A 17,103-nucleotide genomic window follows, 5' to 3' on the forward strand; every position below is an offset into this window, starting at 1 on the left:
ATGTCGACTGACGGCATCGGCGAAAGCCTCTGGCAGGCCTGCGTCGACCAGCTCGCGCAGGAGCTGTCCGAGCAGCAGTTCAACACCTGGATCAAACCCCTGACGGCACAGGTCGCCGACGACCTGTCGCGCATGACGGTGTTCGTGGCCAACCGGTTCAAGCTCGACTGGATCCGTGCCCAGTACGCCGGCAAGATCGCCGCCATGGCGGAAAAGATGTACGGCCAGCCGGTTGCCATCGAGTTAGCGCTTGCTCCTCGCGAAATCCCCGTGCGTGCTGCACCCGTGGCCGTCATGACCGAGACGGACGTGCCGCGCGACGTGGCGGGCCCGGGCGAGGAGCCGGCCGCCGCCGGCTTCAAGAACCGCCTGAATTCCGGCCTCACCTTCGACACCCTGGTCGAGGGCACGGCCAACCGCATGGCGCGCGCCGCGGCGATGCACGTGGCCGGCATGCCGGGTCACCTGTACAACCCTCTTTTCATCTATGGCGGCGTCGGCCTGGGCAAGACCCACCTGATGCATGCTGTGGGTAACCGGCTGCTGGCCGACAAGCCGGACTCCAAAGTTCTCTACATCCACGCCGAGCAATTTGTGTCGGATGTGGTCAAGGCCTATCAGCGCAAGACCTTCGATGAGTTCAAGGAGCGCTACCACTCGCTCGACCTGCTGCTGATCGACGATGTGCAGTTCTTCGCCAACAAGGACCGGACGCAGGAAGAATTCTTCAATGCGTTCGAGGCACTGCTGGCCAAGAAGTCGCACATCGTGATGACCAGCGATACCTATCCGAAGGGCCTGGCGGACATCCACGAGCGCCTGGTTTCGCGCTTCGATTCCGGCCTCACGGTCGCCATCGAGCCGCCCGAGCTCGAGATGCGCGTGGCCATCCTGATCAACAAGGCGCGCGCCGAATCGGCCGAAATGCCGGAAGAAGTCGCCTTCTTCGTCGCCAAGAACGTGCGCTCCAACGTGCGCGAGCTCGAGGGCGCGCTGCGCAAGATCCTCGCCTACTCGCGCTTCAACCAGAAGGAGATCTCGATCGCCCTGGCGCGCGAGGCGCTGCGCGACCTGCTGTCGATCCAGAACCGGCAGATCTCCGTCGAGAATATCCAGAAGACGGTGGCCGACTACTACAAGATCAAGGTCGCCGACATGTACAGCAAGAAACGCCCGGCCAGCATCGCGCGGCCGCGGCAGATCGCGATGTACCTGGCCAAGGAGCTCACTCAGAAGAGCCTGCCGGAAATCGGCGAGCTGTTCGGCGGGCGCGATCACACGACGGTGCTGCACGCGGTGCGCAAGATCTCGGGCGAGCGCCAGCAGCTCACCGAGCTCAACCAGCAGCTCCACGTGCTCGAGCAGACCCTCAAGGGCTGACCGGAAAGAAATCGGATGTCGTCCAGGAAGCTCCCCGCGACAGCGGAGAATGGCGCCCTGCAAGCTGATTCAAAGAGATAGGAAGAGGAAGAAGACATGATCGTTTTGAAGGCAACCCAGGACAAGGTCCTCGCCGCGCTGCAGTCGGTGGCGGGCATCGTGGAGCGGCGTCACACCTTGCCGATCCTGGCGAACGTGCTGATCCGCAAGACCGGCGGCCAGCTGCAGCTGACCACCAGCGACCTCGAGATCCAGATCCGCACCACCGCCGAGCTCGGCGGCGATGAAGGCAACTTCACCACCACCATCGGCGCGCGCAAGCTGATCGACATCCTGCGCACCATGCCGGCCGACCAGACCGTGAGCCTCGAATCGAGCGCCAGCAAGCTCGTGCTCAAGGGCGGCAAGAGCCGCTTCACGCTGCAGTCGCTGCCGGCGGAAGACTTCCCGCTGGTGCAGGAAGCCGCCAACTTCGGCCCCGTGTTCAGCGTGCCGCAGAAGACGCTCAAGGACCTGCTCTCGCAGGTTTCGTTCGCGATGGCCGTGCACGACATCCGCTACTACCTCAACGGCATCCTCTTCGTGGCCGAGGGCAAGCAGCTGAGCCTGGTCGCCACCGACGGCCACCGCCTGGCCTTCTCGTCCGCCACGCTCGACGTGGAAGTGCCGCGCCAGGAAGTGATCCTGCCGCGCAAGACCGTGCTCGAAATGCAGCGCCTGCTGTCCGACGCCGAAGGCGCCATCGAGATGCAGTTCGCGAACAACCAGGCCAAGTTCAGCTTCGGCGGCATGGAGTTCGTCACCAAGCTGGTCGAGGGCAAGTTCCCCGACTACAACCGCGTCATCCCGAAGAACCACAAGAACACCGTCACGCTCGGCCGCGCGCCGCTGCTGGCCAGCCTGCAGCGCACCGCCATCCTGACCAGCGAGAAGTTCAAGGGCGTGCGCCTGAACATCGAGCCGGGCACGCTGCGCATCGCATCGAACAACGCCGAGCAGGAAGAGGCCCAGGACGAGCTCGACATCGACTACGGCGGCGACACCATCGAGATCGGCTTCAACGTGACCTACCTGATCGACGCGCTGTCGAACATGGACCAGGACATGGTCAAGATCGACCTGGCCGACTCCAACAGTTCGGCGCTGCTGACCATTCCCGAGAACGCATCCTTCAAATACGTCGTGATGCCGATGCGCATCTAGCAGACAGAAACCACGGCGCCTTGCGCACACGACCCGCGGCCTTCCGCGGGTTTGCGCTTTCAAGAGGCGGCGAATTGAGCTTTTGAGAGCCCGAAAAATCACGCGCGAATGCCGTGAGAGACTGAGGAATATCCGAATGAGTGCTGAAGAAAACAAGCCCGACGTGCCGCACACCGAGCCCGTCTACATCCCCGAGATCGAAACCGTGGCCGCCGACACCAGCTATGGCGAAGGCTCGATCACGATCCTCGAAGGGCTTGAGGCCGTGCGCAAGCGCCCCGGCATGTACATCGGCGACACCTCGGACGGCACCGGGCTGCACCACCTCGTCTTCGAGGTGGTCGACAACTCCATCGACGAGGCGCTGGCCGGCCACTGCGACGACATCGTCGTGACCATCCACACCGACAACTCGATCTCCGTCACCGACAACGGCCGCGGCATTCCCACCGGCGTGAAGATGGACGACAAGCACGAGCCCAAGCGCTCGGCCGCCGAGATCGCGCTGACCGAGCTGCACGCGGGCGGCAAGTTCAACCAGAACAGCTACAAGGTCTCCGGCGGCCTGCACGGCGTGGGCGTGAGCTGCGTGAACGCGCTGAGCACCATGCTGCGCCTGGTGGTGCGCCGCGAGGGCAAGATCCACGAGCTCGAATTCAGCCGCGGCTTCGTGCAGAACCGCCTGCTGGAGACGGTGAACGGCGTCGAGGTCTCGCCCATGAAGATCATCGGCGACACCGACAAGCGCGGCACCGAAGTTCACTTCCTGCCCGACACCGAGATCTTCAAGGAGAACTCGGACTTCCACTACGAGATCCTCAGCAAGCGCCTGCGCGAACTGAGCTTCCTGAACAACGGCGTGCGCATCCGCCTGAAGGACGAGCGCACCGGCAAGGAAGACGACTTCTCCGGCGCCGGCGGCGTGCGCGGCTTCGTCGAGTTCATCAACAAGGGCAAGACCGTCCTGCACCCGAACTCGTTCTACGCCGAGGGCGAGCGCCCGGCCGACACCTACGGCGGCATCCCCGGCACGCACATCGGCGTCGAAGTGGCGATGCAGTGGAACAGCGGCTACAACGAGCAGGTGCTGTGCTTCACCAACAACATCCCGCAGCGCGACGGCGGCACCCACCTCACGGGCCTGCGAGCGGCGATGACGCGCGTCATCAACAAGTACATCGAGGAGAACGAGCTGGCCAAGAAGGCCAAGGTCGAAGTCACCGGCGACGACATGCGCGAAGGCCTTTGCTGCGTGCTGAGCGTGAAGGTGCCCGAGCCCAAGTTCTCGAGCCAGACCAAGGACAAGCTGGTGTCCAGCGAAGTGCGCGCGCCGGTGGAAGACATCGTCGGCCGCCTGCTGACAGACTACCTCCTGGAACGCCCGAACGACGCCAAGATCATCTGCGGCAAGATCATCGAGGCCGCCAAGGCCCGCGAGGCCGCGCGCAAGGCCCGCGAAATGACGCGCCGCAAGGGCGTGCTCGACGGCATGGGCCTGCCCGGCAAGCTGGCCGACTGCCAGGAGAAGGACCCGGCGCTGTGCGAGGTCTACCTGGTGGAGGGCGACTCCGCCGGCGGCTCCGCCAAGCAGGGCCGCGACCGGAAGTTCCAGGCCATCCTGCCGCTACGCGGCAAGATCCTGAACGTCGAGAAGGCGCGCTACGAGAAGCTGCTGACCAGCAACGAAATTCTCACCATGATCACCGCGCTGGGCACCGGCATCGGCCGCGCCGGCGCGAGCACGCCGGGCGGCGGCGCCGATGACTTCAACGTCGCCAAGCTGCGCTATCACCGCATCATCATCATGACCGACGCCGACGTCGACGGCGCCCACATCCGCACGCTGCTGCTGACCTTCTTCTATCGGCAGATGCCGGAGCTGGTGGAGCGCGGCCACATCTATATCGCGCAGCCGCCGCTTTACAAAGTGAAGGTCGGCAAGGAAGAGCAGTACCTGAAGGACGGCCCCGCGCTCGACGCCTTCCTGCTGAAGGTGGCGCTGAAGGACGCGCGCATCGAGACCGGCGGTGCCAGCTCGACCACGCTCAGCGGCGACACCCTGGCCGAACTGGCGCGCAAGCACCAGGTGGCCGAGGCCGTCATCGCGCGCCTGCGCAACTTCATGGACGCCGAAGCGCTGCGCGCCATCGCCGACGGCGTGGCGCTCGACCTCGACACCACGCCCGCCGCCGAGGCCTCGGCCGTCGCGCTGCAGGCCAAGCTGCGCGAGCTCAACACGACCGGCGTGCCGGCCGAGGTGAGCAGCGAGTTCGACGCCCGCACCGACAAGCCCCTGCTGCGCATCAGCCGCCGCCACCACGGCAACGTCAAGAGCAGCGTGCTCACCCAGGACTTCGTGCACGGCGCCGACTACGCCGCGCTCGCCGAAGCCGCCAACACCTTCCGCGGCCTGCTGAGCCCCGAGGGCGCGGTGGTCAAGCGCGGCGAGGGCGACCGTACCAAGGAAGAAAAGGTCGACGACTTCCGCCAGGCCATGAAGTGGCTCATCGGCGAAGCCGAACGCGCCACCTCGCGCCAGCGCTACAAGGGCCTGGGCGAGATGAACCCAGAGCAGCTGTGGGAAACCACCATGGACCCGAACGTGCGCCGCCTGCTGAAGGTGCAGATCGACGACGCGATCGAGGCCGACCGCGTGTTCACGATGCTGATGGGCGACGAGGTGGAGCCGCGCCGGGAGTTCATCGAGCAGAACGCGCTGCGGGCGGCGAACATCGACGTCTGATTATTCTTCTTCCCGGCCCTGGGGCCGCGCTCCATCGGAGCGCCCGGCCTTGTATCTTTAAGCCTCGGACCGGCTCGGGTAGCCCGAGCGGCCTCCGGGCCATTTGTTGAAGCCCGCCTCTGAGCACTGGGCGCCCGAGCCGGACCGTCCTTCTCTGCAGCCCGAACGGTTGTAGGAACTTGAAGTTCGTATAGACAAGGATGGGAGTGAGAGGACGTGTCCGACTCTGTTTTTATCGGTATTGATGTCTCCAGCCAGACCCTGGAGATCGCCAGCAGCGATCAGGGCAAGACTTGGCAGCTCGCCAATGACGTGGCTGGCATCGAGCAACTGGTCAACCAGGCATCGGCTTTGGCGCCCGCGCTGGTTGTGCTGGAGGCCACGGGCGGCTACGAGTTCGAAGCGGCCTGCGCGTTGCAAGCCGCGGGCTTGGCGGTGGCGGTGGTCAACCCGCGCACCGCGCGCGACTTCGCCCGCTCGATGGGCGCGCTGGCCAAGACCGATGCGCTGGATGCGCGCATGCTGGCGGCCTTCGCCCGCGTGCTGCACCAACACCCCGAGCGCGAGCGCTTCGTCAAGCCGCTGGCTGATGCCGAGTTGCAGCAACTGCAGGCCTTGGTGCTGCGTCGGCGCCAGTTGGTGCAGATGCTGACCTCCGAGCGGCAGCGCCTGCGCCTGGCGCACGCGGCGGCGCGCCCGAGCATCGAGCGAGTCATTGAATTCTTGAAGCAGGAACTCGGCGACAGCGAAGCCGAGGTGGCTGCGCATGTGCAGCGCCATCACGCCCGATTGGCCCAGGCGCTGGCCAGCGTGCCGGGCATCGGCGCTGCCAGCGTTGCAGTGCTGCTGGCCGAACTCCCCGAACTCGGCAAGCTCGACCGGCGCCGCATCGCTGCGCTGGTGGGCGTTGCGCCCTTGAACCGCGACTCCGGCCAGATGCGTGGTCAGCGCTGCATTTGGGGTGGGCGCGCCGATGTGCGGCGAACCCTGTACATGGCCACGCTGACGGCGGTGCGACATAACCCGGCGCTTAAGGCCTGCTATGAGCGCCTGCTGGCGGCAGGAAAGCGCAAGAAGGTCGCTCTCGTGGCCTGCATGCGCAAGCTGCTGACCATGCTCAATGCCATCGCCAAACACGGCACCACATGGGATCCGACGATGCATATCGCTTGACTGACAAGACGGTTGCTCAGTGCTGCAGGATCTTCGAAAGAAACTGCCGCGCCCGATCCGACCGCCCCGCGGGGTTGCCGAAGAACTCTTCCTTCGCGCAGTCTTCGACGATGCGGCCGCGGTCCATGAAGATCACGCGGTTCGCGACCTTGCGGGCGAAGCCCATCTCATGGGTGACGCACATCATGGTCATGCCTTCGCGGGCGAGTTCGACCATCACGTCGAGCACCTCGTTGACCATCTCGGGATCGAGCGCGGAGGTGGGCTCGTCGAAGAGCATGGCGACGGGGTTCATCGCCAGCGCGCGGGCGATGGCCACGCGCTGCTGCTGGCCGCCGGAGAGCTGGCTCGGAAACTTGTGCGCGTGGGCGCGCATGCCCACGCGCTGCAGCAGCGCCATTGACGCCGTGCGGGCTTCCGAGGCCGAGCGCTTGAGCACCTTGACTTGCGCGATGGAGAGGTTGCCCTCGATCGAGAGGTGCGGAAACAGCTCGAAGTGCTGGAACACCATGCCCACGCGGGCGCGCAGCTTGTTGAGGTCGGTCTTCGGGTCGCCCACCGACACGCCGTCGATGGTGATGCGGCCGCGCTGGAAGGGCTCCAGCGCGTTGACGCACTTGATGAGGGTGGACTTGCCTGAGCCCGAAGGCCCGCAGACCACCACGACCTCGCCCTTGCGGACCTGGGTGGTGCAGTCGGTCAGCACCTGGAAGGCGCCGTAGCTCTTGTCGACGTGGCTGATTTCGATCATGTCGTGTCTCGGTGAGATGAAATTCAGCGCGCGAGCAGCCGGTGCAGGGTGTTGGCGACCACGCGCGTGGCCTTGCGCAGTTCGTCCAGCGGCACGCGCTCGTCGGCGCGGTGGCCGTTGGCTTCGAGCAGCGACTCGGGGCCGGCGCCGTACATCACGGTGGGAATGCCGGCCTCGCTGTAGAGGCGCGCGTCGGTGTACAGCGGCACGCCGATCGGCGTGACCGGCTTGCCCATGACTTCGCTGGCCTCGCGGCACACGAGCGCGGCGAACTCGTCGGCGCCGGGTGCGGGCGCGAAGGGGCGGGCCAGCAGGATCTGGCGGATCTCCACCGAGATGCCGGGCAGCGGCCGGCAGGCCGACTCGATCACCTCGCGCAGCTCGGCCTCGACGGCTTCGGGCGACTCCTCGGGCACGATGCGCCGGTCGATGCGCAGGCTCAGCACGTCGGACACCACGTTGGTGTTGATGCCGCCGTCGATGAGGCCCACGACCATCGTGGGATGGGTGATGCCCGGCGTGCGCGATGGGCGGCCGGCGAGGCTGTCTCGATATCGATAGAGCGCGGGCAGCAGGGTGGCCGCGGCTTCGATCGCGTCGTGGCCGGTGTCGGGTCGGGCGGCATGCGCCGAGGTGCCGCGCACGATGACCTCGAGGTGCAGGCAGCCGTTGTGCGCCACGACGACGTGGTGCGAGAACGCGGCGGAGAGCACGAAGTCGGGCTTGCTCAGGCCCTTGGAGAGGATCCAGCCGGGTCCCGTCATGCCGCCGGTTTCCTCGTCGTAGGTCAGGTGCAGCTCGACGCTGCCGGCCAGCGACGTACCCGAGGCCGCGAGATGCTTGAGCGCGCGCATCGCGAAGGCGTAGGTGGTGAAGTCCGACTTCGACACGGCGGCGCCGCGCCCGTAGAGCCAGCCGTCGCGTACCTCGCCGCCGTAGGGGTCGACGCTCCAGCCTGCGCCGGGCGGCACCACGTCGCCATGCGCGTTCAGCGCCACCACCGGGCCGTCGCCGAAGCGTTCGCGCACGATCAGGTTGGTCACGCTGCGCATGCCGTGCTCGGCGGCGAACTCGGCCGGCACTTCGTGGCGCTCGACCGTGAAGCCCATGGCCTCGAGCAGCCGGGCGGTGAGCTCGGCGTGCGGGGCGCAATCGCCGGGCGGGTTGTCGGAGGGACAGCGCACGAGCTCGGCGAGGGTGCGGACCTGCTCGTCGAAGTGCGCGTCGATGTAGTCGCGCAGCGTGTCGCGCGCAGAAGCTTTTTCGGTCATGGCGGTCAGAGGAAGCGGTCGATGAGAAAGGGGCTGATGTCGATGTCGGTGCGGCCGCGCACGATGAGGTCGGTGACCAGCCGCGCGGTGACGGGGGCGAGCGTGTAGCCGTTGGAGGTCACGGCGTTGTAGAAGCCGGGGCGGCCGGGCACTTCGCCGAGGATGGGTGCGCCGTCGATGTTCACGTTCATGCCGGCCCAGCAGCGCACCATGTGCAGCCCGCGCACGGCCGGCAGCACGTGGCCGGCCACCCAGAGATTGCCTTCGATGCTCTCGCGCTCGGCGCGGTTCAGGCGCATGCCTTCGTTGAAGGCGGCCGTCCAGCCGCCACCGACGATGAGGCCGCCGCTGGCGGCCTGCTTCAGGCTCAGGTGCCGGTCGGCATGCGCAACGAGGTGGTTGACCAGCGGCGGCGCGGGCTCGGTCACGATCATCTGCAGCGGCGCGCCCTTGACGGGGATGTCGATGTCCAGCATGCGGCCGACCGCGCTCGACCACGCGCCGCTCGCATTCACGACGCGTCCTGCGTGGATGCTGCCGCGCGAGGTGCGCACGATGAAGCCGGCGCCTTCGCCGGGCAGCGCCTCGATGGACTGCACGTCGCAACCGCGCAGCATGCGCGCACCCTGCTGCTGCGCGCGCCGCACGACGGCGTAGGTGGCGCGCAGCGGGTTGATCTTGCCTTCCATGGGGCAGAGCTCGGCGCCCAGCAGCTGCCCGGAGAGCGCGGGCGAGAGTCGCCGCAGCTCGGCGCCGTCGATCACCTGCGCGTCGATGCCGTGGCTGCGCTCCAGCGCGGCCTTGGCTTCGAGAAAACGCATGCCGGCTTCGCTGTCGGCCACCATGAGGCCGCCGGTGATCTTGATCTCGAGGTCCTCCCCGCAGTCGGCCTCGATCTCCTGCCACAGGCGCACCGACATCGGCCCGAGCGGCAGCGTGGCCGCGGCCGGGCCACCGCCTTCCTGCGCCTTGGCACCGAAGTCGAACGAAAGAAGCTGCACGTGGAGGCTGCCGGCGTTGGCGCCGGAGGCCTGGAGGTTGATGTCGTCGCGGTCGACCACCGTCACGTCCTGGCCGGCCTTCGAGAGGTAGTAGCCCAGGCAGGAACCGAGCACGCCGGCGCCGATCACCAGCACGTCGGTGCGCAGCGTGCCATCGAAGGGCGCCTGTTCCACCGGCCTCGCGAGGTTGGGCGTGATGGCGGGCTTGTGGCCGCCCCATTCGGGTTTCTCGAAACCGAGCGCGCCGGCCGGCACCGGCTTGGCGGGCGGACGCGGGGCGAAGTACTGCTCGACCTGCGGCGGCCGGCCGGTCATCTCGGTGAGCAGGCGGCCGGCGGTGACGCCGCAGTAACGCGCCTGGCAGCGGCCCATGCCGAGACGGGTGTTGCGCTTGAGCGCGGCCAGCGTGTCGCTGCCGGCGCGGATCTGTTCGCGTACGGAGCCGAAGGTGATTTCCTCGCAACGGCACAGCAGCGTTTCGTCGGGCACCGCCGCGAGGGTGACGGGCGGCGGCGCGTAGATCGACCACAGCGCCTGCTGGAAGCATTCGGCGCGGTGCAGTTTTTCAGCGGCCTCGTCGGGCTCGGGGGCCTGCAGGCCGAGGTTGCGCGCGACCGCGGCGCCCGCCAGCGTGCCGCGCGCCAACGCGACACGGGAGCCGCCGAGGTCGGCGCCGTCGCCCACCACGTACACGCCGGGCAGGCTGGTGGCGCCGTCTTCCTGGGTGACGGTTGCCAGGTAGCCGAGATGGCGGGACGCGAGGCGGTGTTCGCAGCCCAGCATGCGCGCGAGTTCGGTGGAGGGGATGAAGCCGTAGCCGAGGCAGAGCGTGTCGGCTTCGAGGCGGCGTTCCGTCGCGGGCATGGCCTGGCCCTGGGCGTCGATCTGCGCGACCTGCACAGCGTGCAAGCCGGTGGAGCCTTCGGCGGAGACGACGGCGTGCTCCCACAGCACGGGCACCTTGTGCGCGCGCAGCTTGCGCAGGTAGCGCCAGCCGTCGAGCAGCAGGTCGGCGGCCGTGCGCGCCGCGGTCAGCAGATGGCGCCATTGCTTCGGCGACGGGCGCGGGGCTGATTCCAATACCGCGACGACCTCGGCGCCGCCGGCGAGCAGCTCGGCGGCGAGCTGCAGGTTCAGCGGGCCGTTGCCGGCGATCACCACGCGGCGGCCGGGCGCCACACGGTAGGCGCGCGCGAGCGTCTGGCCGGCGCCGGTGGTCATCACGCCGGGGAGGGTCCAGCCGGGGAAAGGCACGGGGCGCTCGTAGGCGCCGGGGGCGATGACGAGTTGCCGGCAGCTGATCACGCAAGCGCGACCGTCGATGAGCGCGGCGACTTCGTGTGCAGAGAAGGCCGCCCAGACCTGCGCGCCCTGGACGATGGCAACGCCGGCAGCGCGGACATCGTTTTCCAGCGCGAGGCCCTGCGCGAACTGGCGGTCCGCAGGGGAGGGCGCCGCATGCGAAGGCGCGAGCGGCTTGTAGAACTGGCCGCCGGGCTGCGGGCGCTCGTCGAGCACCAGCACATCGGCACCAGCGCGACGCGCTGCGAGCGCGGCCGAAAGGCCAGCGGGACCCGCGCCGACGACAAGCACGTCGACCTGCCGGCGCTCGGGTTCGGCGCCGGGCTGAGGGATGAGCGGCTGCAGCGGATCGTCGTGCGTGCCGGCGGGCTGGGTCGAACGCACCTGCTGGCCGTCGGCCACTTTGGTCAGGCAGGCGCGCTGGCTGGCCTGGCCGTCGACGGTGACGAGGCAGTCGAAGCACGCGCCCATGCCGCAATAGAGACCCCGGCGCTCGCCGCCGCGGGTATGGCGCATCGCCTTGATGCCGCCAGCCGCTAGCGCGGCAGCGATGGTCTCGCCCTCCAGGCCCTCGACGGGCTGGCCGTCGTACCAGAAGCGCACGGGGCGCCCGGCCGGGGTGATGGAAGGGTGGGTCAGTCTGGCGCTCATGGGCAGTGCGAAGGAAGAACGTCAACTTACGATTGACGCGTCGAATTGTATACGTATACTCAACGTATACATATACCGAATTGCCCGAATTTTTCCCAAGGACTGCCCATGACAGCGTTCCGCGGCACCTATACGGTGCTCATCACCCCCATGACCGCCGACGGCAAGCACGTGGACGTGCCTGCGCTGAAGAAGCTGGTCGACTGGCAAATCGAGGAAGGCATCCACGGGCTGATTCCCCTAGGGAGCACCGGTGAGTTCCTCTCGCTGACTCCCGACGAGCGCCAGCTGGTGATCGAAACCTGCGTGAGCACCGCTGCAAAACGCGTGCCGGTGTTGATCGGCACCGGCGCGGAGTGGACCGACGAGTGCGTGCGGCTGAGCCGCGAGGCCGAGAGCATGGGCGCCGACGGCGTCATGATCATTCCGCCCTTCTACAGCACGCCCACCGAAGACGAGCTGTTCGAGCACTACCGCAAGGTAGGCGAGGCGATCGGCATTCCGATCATGGTCTACAACAACCCGGCCACCGCCAACGTCGACCTCAAGCCCGAGCTGGTGGCGCGCCTCTCGCGCATCGACAACTGCAAGTACATCAAGGAGTCGACGCTCGAGGTCACCCGCGTGCGCGACATCATCGAGCTGTGCGGCGACCGCATGACGGTGTTCGCGGGCATCCTGGGCTACGAGTCGTTCTGGCTCGGCGCACAGGGCTGGGTGGCCGTGTGCTCCAACCTCATCCCGAAGATGTCGGCGCGCCTGTTCGAGCTGGTGGCCGACGAGCGCGACATGCCCGCCGCGCTCGAGCTCTACAAGAAGATGCTGCCGATCGTGCGCTGGGTCGGCGGCCACCGCTACGTCGCGGCCTCCAAGGACGGCCTGTCGATGATGGGCCTGCCAGTCGGCAAGCCCCGCGCCCCGCGCCTGCCGCTGCCCGATGCCGATGCGGCCGACCTGCGCCGCGAGCTCGCGCGCCTCGAACTGCTCGATTCGATCCGCGCCTGAAGCAGCCGGCACCTCATTTCCGTTCCCGTTTCCCACCTCGTCGCCTCGATCCCTCCTCAAGGACCACACCATGAAACTGCTTCCCGCCCTCGCGTCGGCAACGGCACTCCTCTTCTCCTTCGCTGGCGCCGCGAACGCGCAGCAGGCCTGCAAGTCGCCCGTGCCCGATTCGGCCCTCGTCAAGAAGGGCACGCTGACCATGTCGGTCAACCCGACGCTGCCGCCGATGCAGTTCGTCGACCAGTCCGGCGCGCTCAAGGGCATGCGCGTGGAGCTGGGCGAGCAGATCGCCAAGCGCCTGTGCCTCACGCCCGAATACGTGCGCATCGAGTTCTCGGCCATGATCCCCGGCCTGCAGGCCGGCCGCTGGGACGTGATCAACACCGGCATCTTCTTCACCGACGAGCGCGCCAAGCTGATGCAGATGCTCGTCTACGAAGACCAGGCCATCAGCATCAGCGCCGCCAAGGGCAACCCGCTGAAGATCGCCAAGCCGGAAGACCTCTCGGGCAAGAGCATCGGCGTGGAGATCGGCGGCTTCGAGGAGCGCAAGGCGCGCGAGCTCGACAAGCAGCTCACCGACAAGGGCATGAAGGGCATGACCATCCGCACCTTCGAGAACTTCGCGATGGCCTTCCAGGCGCTGCGCGCGGGGCAGGTGGAGGTGGCGCTGTCCATCGACTCGACCGGGGCCGAATACCAGAAGCGCGGCGACTTCGAGCGCGTGCTCAACGGCCTGTTCCCCACGCCGGTGGCGCTGGCCGCGCGCAACAAGGAGCTGGCCGCCGCGATGGCCAAGGTCATGAACGACATGAAGGCCGACGGCAGCTTCCAGAAGCTGTTCGACCAGTACGGCGTCAAGGCCGCCGACGGCGCCGTGACGGTCAAGGGCCCGGCGAGCTGAGGGCGCGCCGCCGTCCGCATCGCCATAGAGCAAGCAAGCGAAGGAAACTTCCATGGGACAAGGCTGGAGCTGGTCGGGCTTCTTCGACTACCTGTTCAATCCGTACATCCTCAGCGGCGCGGTGACCACGCTGTGGCTCACGCTCGCGGCGATCGCGGGCGGGCTGGTGGTGGGCTGCGCGCTGGCCCTGGCCCGCCTGTCCAGCCACCGCTGGCTGTCGGCGCCGGCGCACTTCTACATCTGGGTGTTCCGCGGCACGCCGCTGCTGGTGCAGCTCATCATCATCTTCACCGGGCTGCCGCAGCTGGGGCTGAAGCTATCCGTGATCGAGTCGGCGCTGCTGGGGCTGATCCTCAACGAGGCGGCCTACCTTGCGGAGATCGTGCGCGGCGGCATCCAGTCGATTCCCGCCGGGCAGACCAACGCCGCGCGCGCCGTCGGCTTCAGCAGCGCGCAGACCATGCGCTACATCGTGCTGCCGCAGGCCATGCGCCTGATCGTGCCCACGCTGGGCAACAGCATCAACGGACTGCTCAAGACCACGTCGATCACCTCGGTGATCTCGATGGAGGAGCTGCTGCGCCGCACGCAAGTGCTGATCCAGGAGAAGTTCATGGTGCTGGAGCTCTTCATAGTTGCCGCCATCTACTACCTGCTCATGACCACCGCCTGGGACTTCATCCAGCGCCGCATCGAGCGCCACTACGGCCGCGCCTACGGCAGTGCCGCCGATGCGCCGGTCGTGCCCGCGGAGCCCGCGCTCGAGCAGCGCTAGAAGGAACCCGAGCCCATGAACACCTACGACCTGATCCTGCGCAACGCGGACATCGCCACCGCCGGCGACCGCTACACCGCCGACATCGGCGTGCGCGACGGACGCATCTGCGCCATCGCGCAGGGGCTCGACGCCAGCGCCGCGCGCGAGATCGACGCTCGCGGCCGGCTGGTCACTCCCGGCGGCGTCGACGGCCACTGCCACTTCGACCAGCCCACCAGCGACGGCTCGCGCTTCGCCGACGATTTCCTCTCCGGCACCCGCTCGGCGGCATGCGGCGGCACCACCACCGTGCTGCCCTTCGCCGCGCAGCAGAAGGGCCGCAGCGTGCAGGAGGCGGTGGACGACTACCACCGCCGCGCCGAGGGCAAGGCGGTGATCGACTACGCCTTCCACCTCATCGTGGCCGACGCCACGCGCGACGTGACGCAGCGCGAGCTGCCCGCCTTGATCGAGAAGGGCTATACCTCCTTCAAGATCTACATGACCTACGACGACCTGAAGCTGGACGACCGCCAGATCATCGAGGTGCTGGCCACCGCGCGCCGCCACGGCGCGATGACGATGATCCACGCCGAGAACAGCGACTGCATCGCCTGGCTCACCGAGCAGTTGCTCGACGCGGGCCTCACCGCGCCGCGCTACCACTCCAGCTCGCGGCCGATGGCGGTGGAGCGCGAGGCCACGCACCGCGCCATCGCGCTGGCGGAACTGGTCGACACGCCGATCCTGATCGTCCACGTCTCGGGCCGCGAGGCGGTCGAGCAGATCCACTGGGCGCGCGGGCGCGGGCTGCCCATTCACGCCGAGACCTGCCCGCAGTACCTGTTCCTGAGCGCCGAGGACCTGGGCATCGACCCCGACGACCCGATGCACGGCGCGCGCTGCATCTGCAGCCCGCCGCCGCGCGACAAGGCGAACCAGCAGTTCATCTGGAACGGGCTGTCGAGCGGGCTCTTCACCATCTTCTCGTCCGATCACGCGCCCTTCAACATGAACGGCAGCGACGGCAAGCGCGTGGCCGGCGACAACGCCTCCTTCGACCGCATCCCCAACGGCATTCCCGGCGTGGAAACCCGCCTGCCGCTGCTCATGAGCGAAGGCGTGCTCAAGGGGCGCATCGACATCCACCGCTTCGTCGAACTCACCGCCACCAACCCGGCGCGCCTTTACGGCCTGTACCCGCGCAAGGGCACCATCGCCGTGGGCAGCGACGCCGACTTCGTGGTGTGGGACATGTTCCCCGAAGGCCAGGAGAAGCTGCTCGCCAACGACATGCTCCACCACGACGCCGACTACACGCCCTACGAGGGCATGCGCCTGCGCGCCTGGCCGGGCCTCACCGTCTCGCGCGGGCGCATCGTGTGGCAAGACGGCGTGTTCCAGGCCGAGCCCGGCTCCGGCCAGTTCCTGCCGTGCCTGCGTCCTCGTGCGCCCAACGACGGCAATCCGCTGGACAAGTGGCTCTGAAAGAATGGCTCTGAGCGCGCCTGGCCGCCCCTGCTAAGCTCACCCGCCCTCGTGGCTTTCGCCCATCCCCGCATGCCCAGCCTTCCCAGCCCCACGCAGCCCGCCACCATCACGATCGCTCCGCTGGAGGTGCGCTCCGCCAGCCTGGCCGAACAGGCCTACGAACGGCTGCGCACCCTGATCCTCGATCGGCAGATCTCGGCCGGCAGCCCGCTGCAGGAAGCGCGGCTGGCGGAAGACCTGCGCATCTCGCGCACGCCCATGCGCGAAGCGCTGGTGAGGCTGGCGGGCGAGGGGCTGCTGGTGCGGCGCGACGCGCGCTCCTACGCCGTGCGTGCGCTCGGCACCAAGGAGTACTTCGATTGCATGCGCGCGCGCGAGGTCATCGAGTGCGAGGCCATCGCGCTGGCGGTGGGCAAGATCACCGACGCCGAGATCGACGCGCTCGAAGCCGACATCGCCACGCTGGGCGGCGGCGAGCACAGCGAAACCGAGCACTGGCACTTCGACGACCGCTTCCACCTGCTGATCGCCAAGGCCAGCGGCAACGTCGTGTTCCCCCGGCTGGTGGAGGAGCTTCGCGTCAACGCACGGCTCTTCCGCCTGCACAGCCCGCTGCACAGGCATTCGGAGAACCACGACGAGCACGGCGAGATCATCGGCGCCCTGCGCGCGCGCGACGCCGAACGCGCGCGCGTGGCCATGCGCGACCACCTGCGCAGCCTGCAGGAAGACGTCAAGCGCGCGCTGATCGAGTAGCCGGATAGCGGCGGGCGCGCGCAGCTTCGTCGATCAATCGCCCTCGAGCTGCGTCTCCAGCTTCTTCGCGACGCCGCTGTAGTGCCGCGCCGAGGCCGCGTTCTTCTGTCCGGCATAGTGCGCGCTGACAGCGCGCGCCGCGCGTAGCGCCGTCTCGAAGCCGTCGTGCCGCTCCTGCCATTCGGTGTCGCGCGTGCCGATGTCGCCCCGCACGAACCTGCCCACCTGGAAACCGCCATCGAGGTCGACGGTGCCGATCACCGGAACGCCTTCGCGCAGTTCGCCGTAGAACGCGTGGCCCGCGGTGGTGCCGACGCGCGTGCGGAGCATGCCGAGGCCGGCGGCCTTGCCGCCGGGGCAGGCGCCAATCCAGTAGGTCGGTGCCGTGCCCAGCGAGGAGGGCGCCACGAAGCGGCATCCCGTAGCGGGGTCCTGCGACCACTTCATGCCGCCGCCGCTTTCCTGCCCGACCGCCAGCATCGGTGCCGATGAGAGGACCAGCGCCACGAGCATGGCGGCACCCGGTCCGGTGCCTGGATAACTCTTCTTCTTGCGCGAAATGCGGCATTCCAGTTGCATGACATCGTTCCTGTAGAAGCCCGTTGGCCGACCCGCCTGCGGTATGTGGCGGCCCCGAACAGCCGGGGATTCTCCTATGGCTGCGGGCGTCCGGCACCTCTTCCGGCCGCGCAAGGTGTCGGCCCCCGGAATTCGG

The 17,103-nt window shown here is 67.8% G+C and carries 13 protein-coding genes; 9 read left to right on the plus strand and 4 right to left on the minus strand.

The features are described from left to right. The 4 genes from dnaA to ABL838_RS00020 all read left to right on the plus strand — a co-directional run bounded on the left by dnaA (window position 1) and on the right by ABL838_RS00020 (window position 6,499). Window positions 1-1,380, plus strand: coding sequence for a chromosomal replication initiator protein DnaA (dnaA, locus tag ABL838_RS00005; RefSeq protein WP_126020845.1), 1,380 nt, complete (start codon window positions 1-3; stop codon window positions 1,378-1,380). Between the two features lie 96 nt (window positions 1,381-1,476). After that, window positions 1,477-2,583, plus strand: coding sequence for a DNA polymerase III subunit beta (dnaN, locus tag ABL838_RS00010; protein WP_126020843.1), 1,107 nt, complete (start codon window positions 1,477-1,479; stop codon window positions 2,581-2,583). Window positions 2,584-2,719: 136 nt separating this feature from the next. Beyond that, on the plus strand, window positions 2,720-5,326 hold the full coding sequence (gene gyrB, locus ABL838_RS00015; RefSeq protein WP_369660244.1) for a DNA topoisomerase (ATP-hydrolyzing) subunit B: 2,607 nt from the start codon (window positions 2,720-2,722) through the stop codon (window positions 5,324-5,326). Window positions 5,327-5,542: 216 nt separating this feature from the next. Beyond that, complete coding sequence (locus ABL838_RS00020) at window positions 5,543-6,499, plus strand: IS110 family transposase (protein WP_418121320.1); 957 nt, start codon at window positions 5,543-5,545, stop codon at window positions 6,497-6,499. Window positions 6,500-6,515: 16 nt separating this feature from the next. Here the strand turns inward: ABL838_RS00020 and ABL838_RS00025 are convergent, their stop codons facing one another. The 3 genes from ABL838_RS00025 to ABL838_RS00035 are packed head-to-tail and all read right to left on the minus strand — an operon-like array spanning window position 6,516 to window position 11,475. Then, window positions 6,516-7,250, minus strand: coding sequence for an amino acid ABC transporter ATP-binding protein (locus ABL838_RS00025; protein ID WP_418123522.1), 735 nt, complete (start codon window positions 7,248-7,250; stop codon window positions 6,516-6,518). 23 nt (window positions 7,251-7,273) lie between these two features. Further along, window positions 7,274-8,521: a M20/M25/M40 family metallo-hydrolase gene (locus ABL838_RS00030; protein ID WP_418123524.1), complete on the minus strand. Its 1,248-nt coding sequence runs from the start codon at window positions 8,519-8,521 to the stop codon at window positions 7,274-7,276. A gap of 5 nt (window positions 8,522-8,526) precedes the next feature. After that, window positions 8,527-11,475, minus strand: coding sequence for an FAD-dependent oxidoreductase (locus ABL838_RS00035; RefSeq protein ID WP_418123526.1), 2,949 nt, complete (start codon window positions 11,473-11,475; stop codon window positions 8,527-8,529). A gap of 108 nt (window positions 11,476-11,583) precedes the next feature. On the opposite strand from ABL838_RS00035, the gene ABL838_RS00040 reads away from it, so the two are divergent. The 5 genes from ABL838_RS00040 (at window position 11,584) to ABL838_RS00060 (ending at window position 16,388) form a co-directional block, all read left to right on the plus strand. Then, on the plus strand, window positions 11,584-12,480 hold the full coding sequence (locus ABL838_RS00040) for a dihydrodipicolinate synthase family protein (protein WP_418123527.1): 897 nt from the start codon (window positions 11,584-11,586) through the stop codon (window positions 12,478-12,480). 70 nt (window positions 12,481-12,550) lie between these two features. After that, entirely contained in the window at window positions 12,551-13,384 is an 834-nt protein-coding gene (locus tag ABL838_RS00045) for an ABC transporter substrate-binding protein (protein ID WP_418123529.1), read from the plus strand. Between the two features lie 52 nt (window positions 13,385-13,436). Then, window positions 13,437-14,159: an amino acid ABC transporter permease gene (locus ABL838_RS00050; protein WP_126020829.1), complete on the plus strand. Its 723-nt coding sequence runs from the start codon at window positions 13,437-13,439 to the stop codon at window positions 14,157-14,159. Between the two features lie 15 nt (window positions 14,160-14,174). After that, window positions 14,175-15,629, plus strand: coding sequence for a dihydropyrimidinase (hydA, locus tag ABL838_RS00055; RefSeq protein ID WP_418123530.1), 1,455 nt, complete (start codon window positions 14,175-14,177; stop codon window positions 15,627-15,629). Between the two features lie 72 nt (window positions 15,630-15,701). Then, a complete protein-coding gene (locus tag ABL838_RS00060) occupies window positions 15,702-16,388 on the plus strand; it encodes a GntR family transcriptional regulator (protein ID WP_418123531.1) in 687 nt (228 codons plus the stop codon). 33 nt (window positions 16,389-16,421) lie between these two features. On the opposite strand, the gene ABL838_RS00065 is transcribed toward ABL838_RS00060, so the two are convergent. Next, entirely contained in the window at window positions 16,422-16,967 is a 546-nt protein-coding gene (locus ABL838_RS00065; RefSeq protein ID WP_418118574.1) for a hypothetical protein, read from the minus strand. Window positions 16,968-17,103: the final 136 nt, after the last annotated feature.

The organism is Variovorax sp. 160MFSha2.1, from assembly GCF_048305075.1.
GTDB lineage: Bacteria > Pseudomonadota > Gammaproteobacteria > Burkholderiales > Burkholderiaceae_C > Variovorax > Variovorax guangxiensis.